Origin of the sequence: Gilliamella intestini (assembly GCF_900094935.1) — a bacterium.
GTDB lineage: Bacteria > Pseudomonadota > Gammaproteobacteria > Enterobacterales > Orbaceae > Gilliamella > Gilliamella intestini.
The window spans coordinates 1-19,453 of record NZ_FMBA01000038.1 but is presented as its reverse complement, the minus strand read 5'-3'; the positions used below and the strand labels follow the sequence as shown (position 1 = coordinate 19,453).

Here is a 19,453-nt window from a genome sequence, read left to right as displayed (position 1 = left end):
TTAATAACTTTAGCAACCACACCAGCACCAACAGTACGACCACCTTCACGAATCGCAAAACGTAAACCTTCTGCCATCGCAATTGGGTGAATTAATGATACTGTCATTTTGATGTTATCACCAGGCATTACCATTTCTACGCCTTCTGGTAATTCGATAGTACCAGTTACGTCAGTTGTACGGAAGTAGAACTGTGGACGGTAACCTTTGAAGAATGGAGTATGACGACCACCTTCATCTTTACTTAAGATATACACTTCTGATTCGAAATCAGTATGTGGTGTGATTGAACCTGGTTTTGCAAGTACTTGACCACGTTCGATTTCTTCACGTTTTGTACCACGTAATAATACACCAACGTTTTCACCCGCACGGCCTTCGTCAAGTAATTTACGGAACATTTCAACACCAGTACAAGTTGTTTTTGTGGTTGGTTTGATACCTACGATTTCAACTTCTTCACCAACTTTGATTACACCTCGTTCAACACGACCAGTTACTACTGTACCTCGACCTGAAATTGAGAATACATCTTCAATTGGTAATAGGAATGGTTTGTCGATATCACGCTCTGGTTCTGGAATGTAGCTGTCTAGTGCTTCTGCTAATTCAACAATTTTGTCTTCCCATGCTGCTTCACCTTCTAACGCTTTAAGCGCTGAACCACGAATTACTGGTGTATCATCACCTGGGAAATCGTATTGAGATAGAAGTTCACGTACTTCCATTTCAACTAATTCTAATAATTCTTCGTCATCAACCATATCACATTTGTTTAAGAATACGATGATGTAAGGAACACCTACTTGACGACCTAAAAGGATGTGTTCACGAGTTTGTGGCATAGGACCATCTGTTGCTGCTACTACTAAGATAGCACCGTCCATTTGTGCCGCACCAGTGATCATGTTTTTAACATAGTCAGCATGGCCAGGGCAGTCTACGTGTGCGTAGTGACGAGTTGGTGTATCGTATTCAACGTGTGAAGTGTTGATGGTGATACCACGTGCTTTTTCTTCTGGTGCGTTATCGATTTGATCGAATGCACGCGCTTGACCACCAAATTTTTTAGCAAGTACAGAAGTAATTGCAGCAGTTAAAGTTGTTTTACCATGGTCAACGTGACCGATTGTACCAACGTTAACGTGGGGTTTTGTACGTTCAAATTTTTCTTTAGACATCTTAATGTTCCTTTATTAAATCGCTTCCCTTATGTTGTTAAGGGAAGCGTTACTTTATTTAGATAAAAATTATTTCGCTTTACGAGCTTCAATAATTGCGGTTGCAATATTTGTTGGCGCTTCATTGTACTTCAAGAACTCCATAGAGTAAGAAGCACGACCTTGTGTTTGTGAACGAAGGTCTGTCGCATACCCAAACATTTCTGAAAGTGGAACTTGTGCTTTAACTGTTTTACCAGTCGCTGTATCGTCCATACCTTCGATCATACCACGACGACGGTTTAAGTCACCGATAACATCACCCATATAATCTTCTGGAGTTTCAACTTCTACTTTCATAATCGGTTCTAAAAGCACTGGTTTAGCTTTCATGAAGCCGTCTTTAAATGCCATTGAACCGGCAATTTTAAATGCCATTTCTGATGAGTCAACATCATGGTAAGAACCATCAAAGATAGTAACTTCAACATCAACAATTGGGTAACCAGCAAGAACACCGTTTTTCATTTGTTCTTGACAGCCTTTATCAACCGCAGGAATGTATTCTTTAGGAACCACACCACCAACGATTTCGTTGTTGAATTTGTAGCCTTCGCCACCCGCTTCCAATGGTTTGATTTTTAACCATACATGACCGTATTGACCACGACCACCAGACTGACGAACAAATTTACCTTCTTGTTCTACTTCATTGCGAATTGTTTCACGGTAAGCAACTTGTGGTTTACCAACATTTGCTTCCACTTTAAATTCACGTTTCATACGGTCAACGATGATTTCTAAGTGAAGTTCACCCATACCAGAAATAATAGTTTGACCAGATTCTTCATCAGTGTGAACACGGAATGAAGGGTCTTCTTGTGCTAGTCGACCTAAAGCAAGACCCATTTTTTCTTGGTCAGCTTTAGTTTTTGGTTCAACAGCAACCGAAATTACCGGCTCTGGGAATTCCATTCTTTCAAGAATGATTGGTGCGCTTTCAGCACAAAGTGTATCACCAGTTGTAACATCTTTAAGACCAATTGCAGCAGCAATGTCGCCTGCGCGAACTTCTTTAATTTCTTCACGTTTGTTCGCATGCATCTGAACGATACGACCAAAACGTTCTTTTTTATCTTTAACTGAGTTAAGAACTGTATCACCAGAGTTAACTACACCGGAGTAAACGCGGAAGAAGGTTAAGTTACCCACAAATGGGTCAGTTGCAATTTTGAATGCTAATGATGAAAATGGCTCATCATCACTTGAGTGACGTTCAGCAGCTTCACCATTTGGTAATTCACCTTTGATTGCTGGTACATCAGTTGGTGCTGGTAAATATTCAATAACCGCATCAAGCATGAATTGCACACCTTTGTTTTTAAAGGCACTACCACAAGTTACTAAGATGATTTCATTGGCAAGTACGCGTTCACGTAATGCAGCTTTCACTTCTTGTTCAGTTAACTCTTCACCACCAAGATATTTTTCCATTAACTCTTCGCTTGCTTCAGCCGCAGTTTCCATTAAGAATGAACGCCATTCTTCAACTTGGTCAACCATATCAGCTGGAACATCTTCATAAGTAAATGTTACACCTTGATCAGCATCATTCCAGTTAATTGCTTTACGTTTAAGTAAATCAACAACACCAGTAAATCCTTCTTCAGCACCGATTGGTAAAACCAAAGGAACTGGAACTGCTGCTAAACGAGTTTTGATTTGATCAACAACGCGTAAGAAGTTAGCACCCATACGATCCATTTTGTTGACAAACGCAATACGTGGAACTTTATATTTGTTTGCTTGACGCCATACTGTTTCTGATTGTGGTTGAACACCACCAACCGCACAGTAAACCATTACTGCACCATCAAGAACACGCATAGAGCGTTCTACTTCGATTGTGAAGTCAACGTGTCCTGGAGTATCGATGATGTTGATACGGTGTGGTTCAAATTGTTGCCCCATACCAGACCAGAATGCAGTTGTTGCAGCTGACGTGATAGTAATACCACGTTCTTGTTCTTGTTCCATCCAGTCCATGGTAGCTGCACCATCATGAACTTCACCAATTTTGTGACTAACGCCAGTATAAAACAAAATACGTTCAGTCGTTGTTGTTTTACCTGCGTCAATATGTGCACTGATACCGATGTTACGGTAGCGTGCTATAGGGGTTGTACGAGCCATATTAATCCTCTGTTTAGAATCGTTTGCTTAATAAAACATCAATTTGGGACCGATAGCAGATAAGGGGTATCAGTCTTAATTCAAGTCACTTATACAATTATAAGTGCGAATATTACCAACGATAGTGTGCAAACGCTCTATTAGCTTCAGCCATACGATGAACATCTTCGCGTTTTTTCACAGCGGTACCTTTGTTTTCAAAAGCATCCATAAGTTCATTCGCTAGGCGTAAAGCCATTGATTTATCACCACGTTTACGTGCAGCATCTACAATCCAACGCATTGCAAGTGCATTACGACGAACTGGACGCACTTCAACAGGAACTTGGTATGTAGAACCACCAACGCGACGAGACTTAACTTCTACAGTTGGTCTTACGTTATCTAGTGCAACTTCAAAAGCTGCTAAGTGGTCTTTGCCACTACGCTCAGCTAATTTATCAAGAGCTGAATATACGATTGATTCTGCGATAGATTTTTTACCATCTATCATTAAAATATTTACAAATTTCGCCAGTAACTCTGAACCGAACTTCGGATCAGGAAGAATTTTTCTTTGACCGACAACATGACGACGTGGCATTGGAATACTCCGTTTATATGTTATAAATTTTCAGGTTTACCCAAAACTCAAATGAGTTAAATGGAATTATATAGTTTGGCCTTACTTAACGGAGTTCCATTAAGCTTTAGGTCGTTTAACACCGTATTTAGAACGGCTTTGTTTGCGATCTTTAACACCTGCGCAGTCTAATGCACCGCGAACAGTGTGGTAACGAACACCTGGTAAGTCTTTAACACGACCACCACGGATTAAAATTACACTATGTTCTTGTAGGTTGTGACCTTCACCACCGATATAAGAAGTAACTTCAAAACCGTTGGTTAAACGCACACGACATACTTTACGTAATGCTGAGTTTGGTTTTTTCGGTGTAGTTGTGTAAACACGAGTACAAACACCGCGTTTTTGCGGGCATGCTTCAAGGGCAGGAACGTTGCTTTTTGCTTCCTTTAGCGCTCTTGGTTTGCGTACCAGCTGATTAATTGTTGCCATTAATAAGCTCCTGATTAATTAAAATAAATTTAAAATTGCTTTTTAGATACGTAATTAATAACTGTAGACCAAAACCTATGTATATAAGTTTTGGGTCGCAAGATTCTAGACCCCAGGGGAGATAATGTCAAGTTTTTGCTATCAATAAGTGCTTGATCTTGGCGTTAATTATTTATAGAAGGCGGTCGCTATTTTAATAGAAAGACACTAGATTTTAATTTTTATAATTAGGTACTGAGCATAGCACAATAAGTGGGTTAGGTATTTAGAAAAATTTCCCCATCGTAAGTAACGATGGGGAATCGTTTTTAATGATGATCAATAAAAATAAATTTTAAAGCAAATAGTAAAGCAAAAATTATTACACAAAGATTTAATTGTTTAAATTTGCCAGTAAAGGTTTTTAACACTACGTAAGAGATAAAACCCAGTGCAACCCCTTCAGTGATTGCAAAGGCAAATGGCATCATGATTGCTGTAATAAAAGCTGGTGTTGCCTCTGTTAAATCAGACCAGTTAACTTTAACTAGGCTTGAAACCATTAAGATCCCAACAAAGATAAGTGCGCCTGATGTTGCATAAGTAGGTACTAAATGTGCCAGTGGCGAGAAAAAGGCTACCAATAAGAATAATAGACCAACTACTACTGCGGTTAATCCTGTTCGACCACCCACAGAGATACCCGCTGAACTTTCAATATAAGTTAACACTGATGATGTACCAAATAATCCACCTAAAGAAGAGCTAAAACTATCAATTAATAGTGCTTGACGCATTTTGGGGAATCGACCTTTTTCGTCACTAATTCCAGCTTTATCTGTTAGTGCTAAAATAGTGCCTGATGAGTCGAATAAGCTGACAATCATTATTGAAAAAATAACGCCCATGATACCGATATTAAGCGAGCCAGCTAAATCTACATGACCAACAACGCTAGTTACACTTGGTGGCATAGATATAATACCTTGGTAACTGATATTTGGATCGAGCCATAGTGCTAATAAAGTTACTACTAAAATCGAAATTAATACAGCAGCGTGAAAGTTGCGTGCCGCTAAAATAACAATGATGAAAAAACCTAGTGAGCCTAATAGGACTTTAAGCGATAAGATATTACCCATCGTTAATAGTGTGGAAGGAGAAGCGACTACAATGCCCATATTTTGAAATCCCATAAAAGCAATAAATAACCCAATACCTGCACTTATACCTACACGCAAACATTGTGGAATATGTTCAATTAACCAGTGACGAACTTTAAATAGTGATAACGCAAAAAAGATTAATGAGCCCCAAAAGATAGCGCCCATACCAATTTGCCAAGAGTAGCCCATTGCCCCACATATGCCATAGGCAAAAAAGACATTAAGCCCCATAGCGGGAGCGAGCGCTATAGGTAAGTTGGCAAATAAGCCCATCAAGATGGTTGCAAAGGCTGTAACCACACAAGTTAGCACAAATACGGCAGAAGTATCCATGCCCGTTGCTGATAAAATTGAAGGGTTTACAAATATGATATAAACCATTGTTAGGAAGGTGGTACAACCAGCGATAATTTCAGTACCGACTGTGGTTTTCTTTTCTTTCAATTGAAATATTTTTTCGAATATTGAATGCATAAGTTAAAGCCCAATTGTTATTGATAAGTATGAGTGAAAGTTTATAAATCGTGTTATCTATTTTTTACCCCAAAAATAAAAAAGATGAGAAGCCATTACTCCACACCTTTTTATAAATAAGAACTTTACCGCTTTATTATTGCCAGTTATTTCTTTTGGTCAAGTGTTATTCCAATCAATGTTATGCGTTAGTCCTAAAACTAAGACGATACTGAATCAATTTTGTTTAATCTGATTTTTACTTTCAAAATACGATGACTTTCTACTTCGGCAATTTCAAATAAATAACCATCAATTTCGATTATTTCGCCAACATTAAGAAGATGTTGCGCTTTTTCCATTAATAGTCCTGCTAGGGTATGATATTCACGTTTATCATCAATCGGTATTGGTACAAAACGGACTAGCTCTTCAACAGGAATATAACCATTAGCAATCCAGCTATTATCATCTAGACATTGAATATCATGTTTAGCATCAATTTCCTCTTCTTCTGTTGGGAAATCACCGGCAATGGTTTCGATAATATCCGTTACCGAAACAACCCCTTGCATTGAGCCAAATTCGTCAACCACGAAAGCAAAATGGGTTTTAGCTTTTTTAAATTGATCTAATGCAACCAGTAACGATACCGTTTCAGGAAAGATCAGCGGTTGTTTGATAAGAGAGTGAATATCAATGGGTTCTTTACTTTGTAGTATATCTTTTAATAGATCATTAACTTGAATAATACCAAGTGGTTCATCGATTGAGGCATTATCGGTAACGACTAAACGTGAGTGTGGGTTTTCAAAAATCTCTTTGATAATAATGTCACGCTCATCATTAATATTGATCATATCCACATTTAGTCTTGACGTCATAATGCTACTAACAGAGCGTTGTGCAAGACCAAGGACTCGTTCAACCATGCTGAGTTCTTGATGATTAAACACTGATACTTTTTTATTAGCATCAGATACGATATCAATATTATGAGTATCGGGATCTTCCTCAGCATCACCTTTTAGTAGATGTAAAATAGCTTCGGCAGTACGTTCTCGTAACGGTTTTTTATTTAATGCTTTACGGCGATTTAGTATGGCTAATTGATTAAAAAATTCAATCATGATTGAGAAACCGATCGCCGCATATAAGTAACCTTTTGGGATAATAAAATCAAAACCTTCGGCAACAAGACTAAATCCTATCATTAATAAGAAGCTCAAACATAGGATCACAATGGTTGGATGGGCGTTGACAAAATTAGCCAATGGTTTGCTTGCAACCATCATAATACCTATTGCTATACAAACGGCAATAATCATCACTGGGATATGTTCGACCATTCCAACAGCTGTAATGACAGAATCAAGCGAGAACACAGCATCAAGTACAACTATTTGAGCAACGACAGTCCAGAAGTGGGATGTCTTTTTAGGTTTACCATCCTCATTTGATGTGCCTTCAAGGCGTTCATTGAGCTCCATGGTAGCTTTAAATAGCAAGAATATACCACCAATTAGCATAATTAGTTGTCGGGCATTAAAACTGATCTCGGATATCGAAAATAGCGGTGTAGTGAGTGTGACTAACCAACCCGTAAACATTAATAATAAAATTCGAGTGATTAATGCAAAAGCAAGACCGGTAACGCGGGCTTTATCTCGTTGTTGGGGTGGAAGTTTCTCGGCAAGAATGGCTATAAAAACAATGTTATCAATACCAAGGACGATTTCAAGTACAACCAGAGTGGATAAGCCAATCCAGATTGTAGGATCCATGATCCATTCCATATGTCAGGTGATTACCTCTAATAAATACAGCACATGCTGCGTTGTAATTCTGTCTGTAATTGAGCAAATAATCAATAAAATATTTATAAAAATTGCATATCCTGTTAAAAACTTTCAGGTAACTATGTGTTTCAGTATAAATTTAGCTTTTCCAAAATGTTGGTGTGAATAAAACTAGTAAGGTAAATATTTCTAATCGCCCAAATAACATGTCAACCACCATTACCCATTTTACTATATCACTGACACTAGCAAAATTATCGCTTACACTACCAAGACCGACCCCTAAATTGTTAAGTGATGATGCTACTATGTAAAAAGAGTCAGTGGCATCAATGCCTGTTGCCATAATAATAAATAAGCTAACTAAAAAGACCAACGTATATGCAGAAAAGAATCCCCAAATCGCTTCGATTATGCGTTCAGAAACCACGCGATTATTTAATTTTAAAGTATAAATAGCGTTAGGATGAATAAGGCGCTTTAGTTCACGTGAGCCTTGCATAAACAAAATTAACACACGAACCACTTTTAAACCGCCACCTGTTGATCCCGTACAACCACCAATAAATGAAGCGCACAATAAGAAGATTGGTAATGATGATGGCCATGTGTTGATATCATCGACACTAAATCCTGCTGTTGATGATATGGATACCACTTGTAAGATAATTTTATCAAGGCTCAGGCGGTGTGGTTTATAGAAATAAATAACAATTGTGCAGATAGCAATTAGTATCAGTAGAATAAATATAAATGTTCTGAACTCTTGATCACGCCAATAATCTTTAATCGAAAAGCCATTTAGTGCGGCAAAATGGAGCGCAAAATTACAGCCTGATAAAATCAAAAAGAGGGTGACGATATAATTGATTACCGGACTGTTAAAATAGGCTAAATTATCATCATGGGTTGAAAACCCTCCCATTGATATTGTGGAGAAACTATGTGACACAGCATCAAATACATTCATACCGGCTAGCCAGAGACAAATAGCACAAAGCGTTGTAAGCAAAATATAAATTGACCAAAGTGTTTTGGCTGTTTCAGCAATACGTGGACGCATTTTACTGTCTTTTTGTGGACCGGGAATTTCGGCACGATAAAGTTGCATTCCCCCTACCCCTAGTAGTGGTAAGATAGCAACAGCTAGCACGATAATCCCCATCCCTCCAAGCCATTGCAATAATTGGCGATAGAAAAGTAAGGCTTTAGGCAGATGATCTAACTTAACAATTGTGGTGGCACCTGTTGTAGTTAAGCTTGAAAATGATTCAAAAAATGCAGTATTTAAATTTAAATTAATATGTGTATCAAAAATAAAAGGAAAAGCGCCGATAGTACCAAGTACAACCCAAAATAGGACAACGATAAAAAAACCTTCACGTGTGCTGAGTTCATGACGATGATCCCGATTCGGGAACCACAATGCAACTCCTAAAATTAAGGCAACAAAAAAAGAGCGAACAAAAATTGCACCTGCCCCATCGCGATAGATTAATGCAACAAGTGCTGGTAATAACATGAATATCGATAATAGGGATACTAATAAACCGATAATTCGTAAAATTGATCGCCAATGCATCATGATGATAGTCTCTACTTAAACCCACGTGATGCTTTGATAAGATCATAGGCCGCTTGAATCTCTTGTGCACGTTTTTTGGCGGCTTCAAGCATCTCTTTCGGTAAACCTTTCGATACTAACTTATCAGGATGATGTTCATTCATTAATTTACGATAAGCTCTTTTTATTTCTGAGATTTCAGCTGTAGCTGCAACACCTAAAATTTTGTAAGCATTTTGTAGATCGGATTGTGGTGAGCGACCTTGATAATTTCCATAATTATTACTGCGTTGGTATTGGCCTCGCTGTTCGTTTTGGTTGCTATAGCCATTTTGACGGAAGTGGTAACTTCCCATCATCATTTGGATATATATTGCCATTTGTTGACGTGGAATATTAAATTCTTCAGCCACAATAAATAAAATTTGTTGTTCTTTTTCGTCTAAAACTCCATCAACTAATGCGGCTTGGATCAGTTGCTCACAAAAAATGTTTAACACATTACGTCGAAAACGATATTGTGCGTATAGCTCAGCCAAACGAGATCTTAGTGGGTAGTCACTTGCTTTACCATTATTAAATGAATCTTGTGCTAGTTTTCGGCCGTTTCGGTCAAGTTGCAATTTATCCATAAATTGACTGGCAAGATTAATATCATCTTGTGTGACGACCCCTTTAGCTTTACTTAAGTGACCTAGAACTTCAAAAACAACAGTTAAATAAAGTGTTGGATTTGCTTGTGTTCTTTGTTCGGTCAATTTATTACAAAATGTACGGTAAAGCATTGGCCCAATAAATAGACCGAGTATAAATCCCCATCCCGTTTTTAATACAATACTTAATACAAAGCCTGCAATTATTGCCCAGATAAAAGACATATTATTCGTTCACCTCTATTTTATCTATCTTTTGTAAACCTCTTGGTAATGGTGTACCTTTTCGTGCTCGCTCTGCCTTAAATTTTTGTAAATCAGCAGGATATAATGTAAGTTTGCGTTTACCAGCATATAACGTTATTGAGTTGTCTTGCGTAATCAATAGAGTATAAGCAAGGCAGTCATCAGCATCTGAAAGTGATACAATTTTATTTCCTTTACCTTTAGCAAGTTCAGGTAAATCTTTTACAGGAAATATGAGCATTCGTCCTGCTTTGGTAATTGATAGCAGTAAACTATCTTCAGATGTGATTTCAATTGGTGGCAATATTTTAGATTCTTTAGGCAAATTAATAATTGCTTTACCATTACGATTGCGAGCAACCAAATCACTAAATTGACCAATAAATCCATAACCAGCACTTGAAGCAAGTAATAATTTTTGATTATCATTTTGAGACATGAGCACATGTTCAACTGTTGCACCAGCAGGTAGGGCTAGTTTACCTGTTAATGGTTCACCTTGGCTTCGTGCTGAAGGTAATGTGTTGGGATCTATGGCATAGCTACGTCCTGTTGAATCGATGAAGATAACAGGTTGATTACTTTTTCCTTTAGCTGCAGCTTTAAAACTATCACCTGCTTTATAACTTAAGCCAACGGGATCAATATCATGCCCTTTAGCTGTTCTTACCCAACCCATTTCAGATAAAACGACAGTAACAGGTTCAGATGGTGTTAACTCTTGTTCACTAATAGCTTTAGCTTCACTGCGCTCAACAATTGGCGAACGACGGTCATCGCCATATTTTTCAGCGTCCTCTTTTAGCTCTTTTTTAATTAAATTACTCAATTTTTTAGGTGAAGCTAACAAAGCTTGCAGATGATCACGCTCTTTTGCAAGCTCACTTTGTTCACCTTTAATGCGCATCTCTTCAAGTTTGGCTAAGTGACGGAGTTTTAACTCTAAAATCGCTTCGGCTTGAATTTCAGTTAAGGAAAAACGATTAATTAATTCTTGTTTAGATTCATCTTCGTTGCGAATAATTTCGATGACTTCATCAATATTTAAAAAAGCAATTAATAAGCCATCAAGAATATGGAGTCGTTTTAATATTTTATCTAAACGGTAATTTAAACGTCGAGTGACAGTATTTTTTCGATACTCTAGCCATTCAGTAAGAATTTCAACTAAGCCTTTTACTGATGGGCGATTATCAAGCCCAATCATATTCATATTAACCCGATAACTTTTTTCGAGATCGGTTGTGGCAAATAGATGATTCATCACTTGTTCTAAATCTACTCGATTTGAACGAGGTACAATGACCAGACGAGTTGGATTTTCGTGATCAGACTCATCGCGTAAATCTTCAATTAAAGGTAGTTTTTTGGCTCGCATCTGAGAAGCTATTTGTTCTAAAATTTTAGCACCCGAAACTTGATGAGGCAAATCGGTAATAACAATATCACCGTCTTCTTTTTTCCACACTGCACGCATACGAATTGACCCGCGTCCTGTTTTGTAGATCTTTTCGATATCGTCACGTAGCGTGATAATTTCGGCTTCAGTAGGGAAGTCAGGCCCTTGTATGTGAGCCATCACTTCGCTAAGTGTTGCATTAGGGTTGTCAGCAAGCATAATTGCCGCATTTGCTACTTCACGAATGTTATGAGGTGGAATATCGGTTGCCATGCCCACCGCAATCCCTGTTGTACCATTTAATAAAATATTTGGCAATCTGGCTGGTAGCATTTTAGGTTCTTGTAAGGTACCATCAAAGTTGGGTGTATAATCAACCGTTCCTTGTCCTAGTTCACCTAATAGTAGTTCGGCATATTTTGACAAACGTGATTCAGTGTAACGCATAGCGGCGAATGATTTAGGATCATCAGGTGCCCCCCAGTTACCTTGCCCATCAACTAATGGATAGCGATATGAAAATGGTTGTGCCATGAGCACCATCGCTTCATAACAGGCACTATCACCATGAGGGTGATATTTACCAAGCACATCCCCCACGGTACGCGCAGATTTTTTAAATTTGGCTTGTGCGTTAAGCCCTAATTCAGACATAGCATAAACAATGCGTCGTTGCACAGGTTTTAAGCCATCTCCAATAAATGGCAAGGCACGATCCATAATGACATACATTGAGTAGTTTAAATAGGCGCTTTCGGTAAAAGTTCGTAACGACTGGATTTCTACTCCGTCATGAGTTATCTCACTCATTATTGTTCCTCTAAATCATTCTGTTTGTTAGACATCAAGTTCAACTTGATCGCCTTTTTCTTGTAACCATTCGCGGCGATCTTCTGAGCGTTTTTTAGCAAGTAGCATATCCATCAATGCCATCGTTTGCTCAGTATCATCAAGCGAAAGCTGTACTAAACGACGCGTATTGGGATCCATTGTTGTTTCGCGTAGTTGTAGTGGATTCATTTCACCTAGACCTTTAAAGCGTTGCACATTGGGCTTGCCTTTTTTACGTTTAAGCTGTTCTAAAATGCCTTCTTTTTCTTCTTCATCTAGGGCGTAATGAACTTCTTTTCCTAAATCGATACGATAAAGCGGCGGCATAGCAACAAAGACATGCCCATGTTCAACCATGGTACGAAAGTGCCGAACAAATAAAGCACAAAGTAATGTCGCAATATGTAGTCCATCTGAGTCGGCATCGGCTAAAATACAGATTTTACCATAACGTAATTGGCTTAAATCATCGCTATCTGGATCGATACCAATAGCAACTGAAATATCATGGATTTCTTGTGATCCTAGTACTTCATCGGACGAGACTTCCCATGTATTTAAGATTTTGCCTTTAAGAGGCATAATGGCTTGATATTCACGATCTCGCGCTTGTTTAGCAGAACCACCCGCAGAATCCCCTTCCACTAAAAACAGTTCAGTACGACTTAAGTCTTGTGATGAGCAATCGGCCAATTTGCCTGGTAGTGCTGGACCACTAGTTAGCTTTTTGCGGATGACCTTTTTAGAGGCTTTTAAACGTTTTTGTGCGCTTGAAATTACCATTTCAGCCAGTAGTTCGGCTAATTGGACATGTTGATTTAACCAAAGGCTAAAAGCGTCTTTGACAATTGCCGACACAAAGGCCGCACATTGGCGTGATGATAAACGCTCTTTGGTTTGACCTGCAAATTGGGGGTCTTGCATTTTGACTGAAATAACATAAGCACAACGTTCCCATATATCATCGGCGGTTAATTTTAATCCTCGTGGTAACAAATTGCGAAACTCACAAAACTCACGCATTGCGTCTAATAATCCTTGGCGTAAACCATTAACATGGGTACCGCCTTGTACGGTTGGGATTAAGTTAACGTAACTTTCAGTTAATAATTCTCCGCCTTCGGGCATCCAAAGCAGTGCCCATTCTACGGCTTCTGTTTCGCCAGTATGATTACCTGTAAAAGGCGTTTCAGGTAAAAGAGAGTAACCGCTGACAGATTCCATTAGATAATCTTTTAGGCCATCTTCATAACACCAACGTTGTTCGGTATTACTGATTTCATCTTTAAAAATAATTTCAAGTCCAGGGCAAAGCACCGCTTTAGCTTTTAGTAGATGTGATAAGCGTGGGACAGAAAATCTAGGCGAATCAAAATATTTTTCGTCAGGCCAAAAATGAACTTTGGTACCTGTATTACGACGACCACAAGTGCCCGTAATATGCAGATCTTCAACTTTATTACCGTTTTCAAAAGCTATTTCGTACACTTGTCCATCACGATGAACTGTAACTTCAACACGTTTTGATAATGCATTAACTACCGAAATACCTACACCGTGTAAACCACCTGAAAATTGGTAATTTTTGTTCGAGAACTTTCCGCCAGCATGTAAACGACAAAGCAATAATTCAATCGCTGGTACACCTTCTTCAGGGTGAATATCAACCGGCATTCCTCGCCCATCGTCGATAACTTCTAGTGAATTATCTTGAAAAAGGGTAACCTTAACTTTACGAGCATGACCTGCGATAGCTTCATCAACACTGTTATCAATGACTTCTTGACCTAAATGGTTTGGTCGGCTTGTGTCAGTGTACATTCCAGGTCGATGACGAACTGGATCAAGGCCTTTTAATACTTCAATATCAACGGCATTATAAGTAGATTGTGACATAGTTTTTCTATTTATTCGAATAAATGACAGCTATTATACCAATCTTTGTTCAATAAGACCAAGGTCAATGGTGAAGGCGTTTAAGTTAAAATCATCAATTCAACTATTGTATTGGTTAGCAAATATTATTTATTTTTATTGCTGGAAAATTAATTGTATAACAAAAAGTAAATTAATATGGAGCAGAGTAGATAACGATATTGGAGATGAGCTATTTCTTTTTATATTTAAGAATAATTCTTATTTAACTTAATTGTTGTAATTTCCCTACTATATTTAACTTTTTTCGTTTTTTTATCACATTTTTAGTATTATGATAAATAAGTCCCATATAAAAATTAAGGGAATTTGATGAGTAATTCCGAACAAAAAATAAGCCGACGTAATTTTTTACAAAAATCATTAACCATAGCAGGTGTAACAGCACTAACGAATAATATGCAGCTACCTTTTGTCTATGCAGATCCAAAAACTAATGCTAAAAGTAGCATAATCCCTACTAATTCCACAGATGAAGAAAAAATTGTTTATAGTGCTTGTTTAGTAAACTGCGGTAGTCGTTGTCCTTTAAAAGTTCATGTCAAAAACGATATTATTACTAAAATAGCGTCAGAAGATGGCATTCATGAACCAACTTTTGGTCAGCACCAAATTCGCCCTTGTTTGCGTGGACGCTCAGTTCGATGGCGCACTTACGATCCTGAGCGCTTAAAATATCCAATGTTACGGATTGGTAAGCGTGGTGAAGGTAAATTTAAACGGATTTCGTGGGATGAGGCTATTAATTTATTAGCAGATAAACTCAAATATACCATTAATAATTATGGTAATGAGGCAATTTATTATCAATATGGAACAGGTACAACAGGTGCAAATATTTCAGGGCGCAGTGCCTGTAAGCGATTTTTAAGTACTATTGGTGGTTACTTGAATTATCATGGTGACTATTCAAGTGGACAGATAACAGCTATTCGGCCTTATATTTATGGTAATGCTAAAGAGTCATTGATTGATCAAATAAAGCACTCTGATTTAGTCGTGATGTTTGGGCAGAATATTGCCGAAACTCGCATGTCTGGCGGTGGGCAAGTTACGGAGTTATTTAATGCATTATCGCAAAGCAAAGCACGAGTTATTATTATTGATCCTAGGCGTAATGAAAGCGTTGTCGGTTATAATGCGGAGTGGATTCCCATTATTCCCGGAACTGATGCTGCTTTAGTTGCTGCAATTATCTATGCTTTACTTGAAGAAAATCGTATTGATGATGCAATGCTTAATCAATATTGTGTCGGTTGGAATGCTGATTGCTTACCTGACAGTGCACCACCTTTTAGCGATTATAAGTCCTATATTTTAGGATTAGGTAATGACCGAACGCCCAAAACCCCTGAATGGGCAGCGAAAAAAACAGGCATTTCAGCTATGCAAATTCGCAAACTTGCGATGGATATAGTGAATGCTAAAGCTGCTTGGATTTCTCAAGGTTGGGGAGCGCAGCGTTGGCAAAATGGTGAACATACCACAAGGGCGATTATGATATTGCCAATTATCACTGGTCAATTTGGTAAACCAGGCACTAATATTGGTACATGGGGAGGCAGTGTTACTTATCCTGTTCCAAGCTTAAGCATTCCTAATCCAATAAAAACTAGCATTCCCTTCTTTTTGTGGACTAAAGCAATTGAAGATCCACTTAGTATGACTGCCAAAAATGCCTATTTACTCAATAAAAATAAACTTGATGTTGGAATAAAATTCCTCTGGAGTTATGCTAGCAATGTAATTGGTAATCAGCATGCTGACCTAAATCGAACACACCAAATTTTGCAAGACGAGTCTAAATGTGAGTTTATTCTTGTTTGGGATACGCATATGACCGCCTCGGCAAAATATGCAGACTTAGTCTTGCCCGATGTTTCATCGGTTGAAAGTAACGATTTGATTAATAACTCTTATGCATCGGGCGCTTATCACTATCTTATCCGTATGCAACGCGCAATAACACCACTTTGGGAAAACCGCCCAGCTTATGAAGTATTAACTGAACTGTCCAAAATTATGGGCGTAAAGGACAAATTTACCGAAGGGCGAACGCAAGAAGATTGGATAGCCTACTGTTATGAAAAATTACGCAAAAGTGAAACCCATTTACCACCTTTTGCCAATACTGATGGTATGTGCGTTATTGATCGCAAGCTAGCGGATAGCGATACCCAGATTGCACTAAAAGCCTTTCGAGACGATCCTATTAAAAACCCATTAAATACACCATCAGGAAAAATAGAAATCTATTCAGAAGCATTAGCTACTATCGCCAATGAATGGGAACTCGATCCTGAGGATTTTCTTCACCCTATTCCTGCCTATTTACCTGCCATTGAAGGGAGTGAAGATAAATCAAAACGCGAAAAATACCCATTGCAACTTATAGGTTTTCATACCAAAGGGCATTGCCATTCTACTTACAGCAACTTACCACAACTACGTGAAGCAGTAGCCAATAGCCTTTGGATTAATCCATTTGATGCCAAACAAAGGCAAATTAAACATGGTCAATTAGTTGAGGTTTACAACGATCGCGGTCGGCTTTATATTCCTGCCAAAGTTACGCCACGAATATTACCAGGTGTGCTTGCAATACCTCAAGGTATGTGGGCCAAAACTAATGCATCAGGGGTTGATATTGGCGGATGTATTAACCGCTTAACTTCGTTGCGTCCAAGTGTGTTGGCTAAATCAAACTCACAACATACTAATTTGGTTGATGTTAAACCATTATCGGCTGCATCAACGACATTGCCTGTAACAGGGGGGCAATAAAAATGCAATATGGATTTTATATCGATTCTTCAAAATGTACAGGATGTAAAACCTGCCAACTTAGTTGCAAAGACGAAAAAGACAACGCATTAGGCGTTCATTTTCGCCGAGTTTATGAATATGGCGGAGGTACATGGCAACAAGTTGATGGTATTTGGCAAAATGATACCTTTACTTATTATTTATCGATTTCCTGTAACCATTGTGAACAGCCTACTTGTGTACAAGGTTGCCCAACGGGTGCAATGCATAAACGCAAACAAGATGGGCTAGTTGTAGTTAATCAAGATGTCTGTATTGGTTGCCGATATTGCGAAATGCGTTGCCCATATGGTGCGCCACAGTTTGATCATCAAAAAAAGGTTATGTCAAAATGCGACGGCTGTTATGAACGTGTCGAACAAGGGCTAAAACCCGTTTGTGTCGAATCTTGCCCACAAAGAGCATTAGATTTTGACGAAATTGAAAAACTGCGCCAGCGACATGGCAGTGAACGAAATATTGCTCCGTTACCAAATGAAAACCTAACCAAACCAAACATTGTTATCAAACCTCATCCACAAGCGAAAGTCTCGGGCGATACATTAGGACAAATACTCAACCCTGAGGAGGTTTAACATGCATGAATTACCATTAGTTTTTTTTACTGTATTTGGGCAGTTATCTGCTGGCATGGTATGGTTAGGAGGGGGATTTTATTTAGTTAATCGTGACCCAAATCGGAGTATTATCATCCAAAAAATCAATATAACCGCTCTAGTTTTTATGACTATAGGTATGGCGATAGCCTCATTTCATCTAGGTAAACCCTTGCGCGCGTTAAATGTTATATTTGGTATTGGGCGATCACCAATGAGTAACGAAATCTTCACCTTTGGCGTATTATTCGGTGTTACCTTTGCATGGGTGTTAATAAACTATTATGTACTACATCCGAATACCAATAAATTAAAAATAATCAAAAAGATTTGTTTACAGCTCAAGCAAATTCCGCATTTAGACCAAATATTGGCAACACTTTTAATTATCATCAGCCTATTTTTTGTTTGGACGATTGTATTAACCTATATGTTACCAACCGTAAAAACATGGAACACCTATTACACCGCTATACAAATGTACACTGCCATGCTAGCTTTAGGAGGCGTTGCTATCGCACTATTAGGACTACCGCGACTTGGTTATATGGCTTGTATGACAGGAAGCTTATTTATTATTTTATTGAAAATACCTTATGCCCACTTAATGACCACAATCGCACCAGAGCTCACTCATCAACAATATAGCTGGATGATTACCGAATGCATACTATTAATCGTGTCATTAATATTAATGACTATCAACATTTGGCAAAAACGCAATGCAACGATGATTTATAGCCTTGCCTTTATTGGTATCTTCATTGGCGAAATCAGTGGGCGCATTGCATTTTATAACTTATGGACAATTCCGATGTAATGTATCATCAATACGACACACTTATAGTCAGGTAGCGATTTAATGAAAAATAACCAAGTAACGCATTTAGATAAACTTACATCTACCATTTTAGCCAAAGTATTAGGTGCCTTTTTTTACTATCCACCTGATCACCAAACGGTTAAACCACTCATTGATACCTTATGCCAAATTGAGCATATTGCTAACTGGCAAAATACTGTGCTTATTGGTGAACAGTGCCAAATAATTGCCACTCAAATCAACAACCCAGAACTTAATTACCAATTTTCATTATTATTTGAAGGGCAGGGTATCATGCCTGCGCCACCATGGGGATCGGTCTATTTAGATCAAGAGCAACTATTAATGGGCGAATCGCAAGAGCGCTATCGTCAATTTTTACAGCAACATGGATTAATACTCAATACTGGTATTAACGAACCTGAAGACCAATTTGGATTAATGCTAATGGCTTATGCCATATTGCAAGAAAAGGACAAACCCAAAATAGCAAAACAATTAATTGATGAACATTTATTGATTTGGTCTTCAGCCTACTTAGAAAAATTAAAGCAAAATGAGATAAGCCCATTTTATCGAGCATTAGCTGTGATTGCGCAGCAGTATCTGCGCATAATCTGACTTTTTCATTACAGTCTTTTAGCTAATAAACCTTTACCTTGGATAGGCTACACTAAATCATACAACTTTTTTAAGGGGTAAGGTAAACTTATCACAACTAAAAAAGGAACAAATATGAATAAGATTAAACGCAAAAGACGAACATTCACAGA

The 19,453-nt window shown here is 38.2% G+C and carries 14 protein-coding genes; 4 read left to right on the top strand and 10 right to left on the bottom strand.

Annotated elements, in window-relative coordinates; all coding sequences use genetic code 11:
• From tuf to parE, 10 genes are all read right to left on the bottom strand, one after another.
• Positions 1-1,181 (bottom strand): elongation factor Tu (gene tuf / locus GA0061080_RS09285; RefSeq protein ID WP_091124564.1); only part of this gene is annotated, 1,181 nt, incomplete at its 3' end.
• 69 nt (positions 1,182-1,250) lie between these two features.
• Positions 1,251-3,353, bottom strand: a complete 2,103-nt coding sequence (gene fusA, locus GA0061080_RS09280) for an elongation factor G (protein ID WP_091124560.1) — start codon at positions 3,351-3,353, stop codon at positions 1,251-1,253.
• Positions 3,354-3,465: 112 nt separating this feature from the next.
• Positions 3,466-3,936 (bottom strand): 30S ribosomal protein S7, encoded by a 471-nt coding sequence (rpsG, locus tag GA0061080_RS09275; RefSeq protein WP_034915550.1) that lies wholly within the window; start codon positions 3,934-3,936, stop codon positions 3,466-3,468.
• A 99-nt stretch (positions 3,937-4,035) separates the two neighbouring features.
• Positions 4,036-4,410 (bottom strand): 30S ribosomal protein S12, encoded by a 375-nt coding sequence (gene rpsL, locus GA0061080_RS09270; protein WP_034883792.1) that lies wholly within the window; start codon positions 4,408-4,410, stop codon positions 4,036-4,038.
• Positions 4,411-4,718: 308 nt separating this feature from the next.
• Complete coding sequence (locus GA0061080_RS09265; protein WP_091124556.1) at positions 4,719-6,029, bottom strand: NCS2 family permease; 1,311 nt, start codon at positions 6,027-6,029, stop codon at positions 4,719-4,721.
• 200 nt (positions 6,030-6,229) lie between these two features.
• A complete protein-coding gene (locus GA0061080_RS09260) occupies positions 6,230-7,804 on the bottom strand; it encodes a TerC family protein (RefSeq protein WP_091124553.1) in 1,575 nt (524 codons plus the stop codon).
• Between the two features lie 142 nt (positions 7,805-7,946).
• Positions 7,947-9,389, bottom strand: a complete 1,443-nt coding sequence (locus GA0061080_RS09255; RefSeq protein ID WP_091124568.1) for a TrkH family potassium uptake protein — start codon at positions 9,387-9,389, stop codon at positions 7,947-7,949.
• 14 nt (positions 9,390-9,403) lie between these two features.
• Positions 9,404-10,249 carry a co-chaperone DjlA gene (djlA, locus tag GA0061080_RS09250; RefSeq protein WP_091124550.1) on the bottom strand — a complete coding sequence of 282 codons (846 nt, stop codon included), beginning with the start codon at positions 10,247-10,249 and terminating at the stop codon, positions 9,404-9,406.
• 1 nt (position 10,250) lies between these two features.
• A complete protein-coding gene (gene parC, locus GA0061080_RS09245) occupies positions 10,251-12,479 on the bottom strand; it encodes a DNA topoisomerase IV subunit A (RefSeq protein ID WP_091124546.1) in 2,229 nt (742 codons plus the stop codon).
• Positions 12,480-12,506: 27 nt separating this feature from the next.
• Positions 12,507-14,396, bottom strand: coding sequence for a DNA topoisomerase IV subunit B (parE, locus tag GA0061080_RS09240; RefSeq protein WP_091124543.1), 1,890 nt, complete (start codon positions 14,394-14,396; stop codon positions 12,507-12,509).
• 351 nt (positions 14,397-14,747) lie between these two features.
• Between parE and GA0061080_RS09235 the strand changes: the two genes are divergently transcribed.
• Genes GA0061080_RS09235 through GA0061080_RS09220 form a run of 4 tightly spaced genes read left to right on the top strand, consistent with a single transcriptional unit; the run spans position 14,748 to position 19,301 of the window.
• Positions 14,748-17,219 carry a DMSO/selenate family reductase complex A subunit gene (locus GA0061080_RS09235; protein ID WP_091124539.1) on the top strand — a complete coding sequence of 824 codons (2,472 nt, stop codon included), beginning with the start codon at positions 14,748-14,750 and terminating at the stop codon, positions 17,217-17,219.
• A 2-nt stretch (positions 17,220-17,221) separates the two neighbouring features.
• Positions 17,222-17,836 (top strand): DMSO/selenate family reductase complex B subunit, encoded by a 615-nt coding sequence (locus tag GA0061080_RS09230; RefSeq protein WP_091124535.1) that lies wholly within the window; start codon positions 17,222-17,224, stop codon positions 17,834-17,836.
• Position 17,837: 1 nt separating this feature from the next.
• Positions 17,838-18,677, top strand: coding sequence for a dimethyl sulfoxide reductase anchor subunit family protein (locus GA0061080_RS09225; protein WP_091124531.1), 840 nt, complete (start codon positions 17,838-17,840; stop codon positions 18,675-18,677).
• A 42-nt stretch (positions 18,678-18,719) separates the two neighbouring features.
• Entirely contained in the window at positions 18,720-19,301 is a 582-nt protein-coding gene (locus GA0061080_RS09220; protein ID WP_091124529.1) for a TorD/DmsD family molecular chaperone, read from the top strand.
• The last annotated feature ends 152 nt before the right edge of the window (positions 19,302-19,453 follow it).

Bases quoted from the DNA above. Each gene is read 5' to 3' on its own strand.
- GA0061080_RS09220 (WP_091124529.1), top strand. From the start codon at position 18,720: ATGAAAAATAACCAAGTAACGCATTTAGATAAACTTACATCTACCATT.
- djlA (WP_091124550.1), bottom strand. From the start codon at position 10,249: ATGTCTTTTATCTGGGCAATAATTGCAGGCTTTGTATTAAGTATTGTA.
- GA0061080_RS09265 (WP_091124556.1), bottom strand. From the start codon at position 6,029: ATGCATTCAATATTCGAAAAAATATTTCAATTGAAAGAAAAGAAAACC.
- rpsG (WP_034915550.1), bottom strand. From the start codon at position 3,936: ATGCCACGTCGTCATGTTGTCGGTCAAAGAAAAATTCTTCCTGATCCG.
- GA0061080_RS09260 (WP_091124553.1), bottom strand. From the start codon at position 7,804: ATGGAATGGATCATGGATCCTACAATCTGGATTGGCTTATCCACTCTG.
- fusA (WP_091124560.1), bottom strand. From the start codon at position 3,353: ATGGCTCGTACAACCCCTATAGCACGCTACCGTAACATCGGTATCAGT.
- parE (WP_091124543.1), bottom strand. From the start codon at position 14,396: ATGTCACAATCTACTTATAATGCCGTTGATATTGAAGTATTAAAAGGC.
- GA0061080_RS09230 (WP_091124535.1), top strand. From the start codon at position 17,222: ATGCAATATGGATTTTATATCGATTCTTCAAAATGTACAGGATGTAAA.
- GA0061080_RS09235 (WP_091124539.1), top strand. From the start codon at position 14,748: ATGAGTAATTCCGAACAAAAAATAAGCCGACGTAATTTTTTACAAAAA.
- parC (WP_091124546.1), bottom strand. From the start codon at position 12,479: ATGAGTGAGATAACTCATGACGGAGTAGAAATCCAGTCGTTACGAACT.
- GA0061080_RS09255 (WP_091124568.1), bottom strand. From the start codon at position 9,389: ATGCATTGGCGATCAATTTTACGAATTATCGGTTTATTAGTATCCCTA.
- GA0061080_RS09225 (WP_091124531.1), top strand. From the start codon at position 17,838: ATGCATGAATTACCATTAGTTTTTTTTACTGTATTTGGGCAGTTATCT.
- rpsL (WP_034883792.1), bottom strand. From the start codon at position 4,410: ATGGCAACAATTAATCAGCTGGTACGCAAACCAAGAGCGCTAAAGGAA.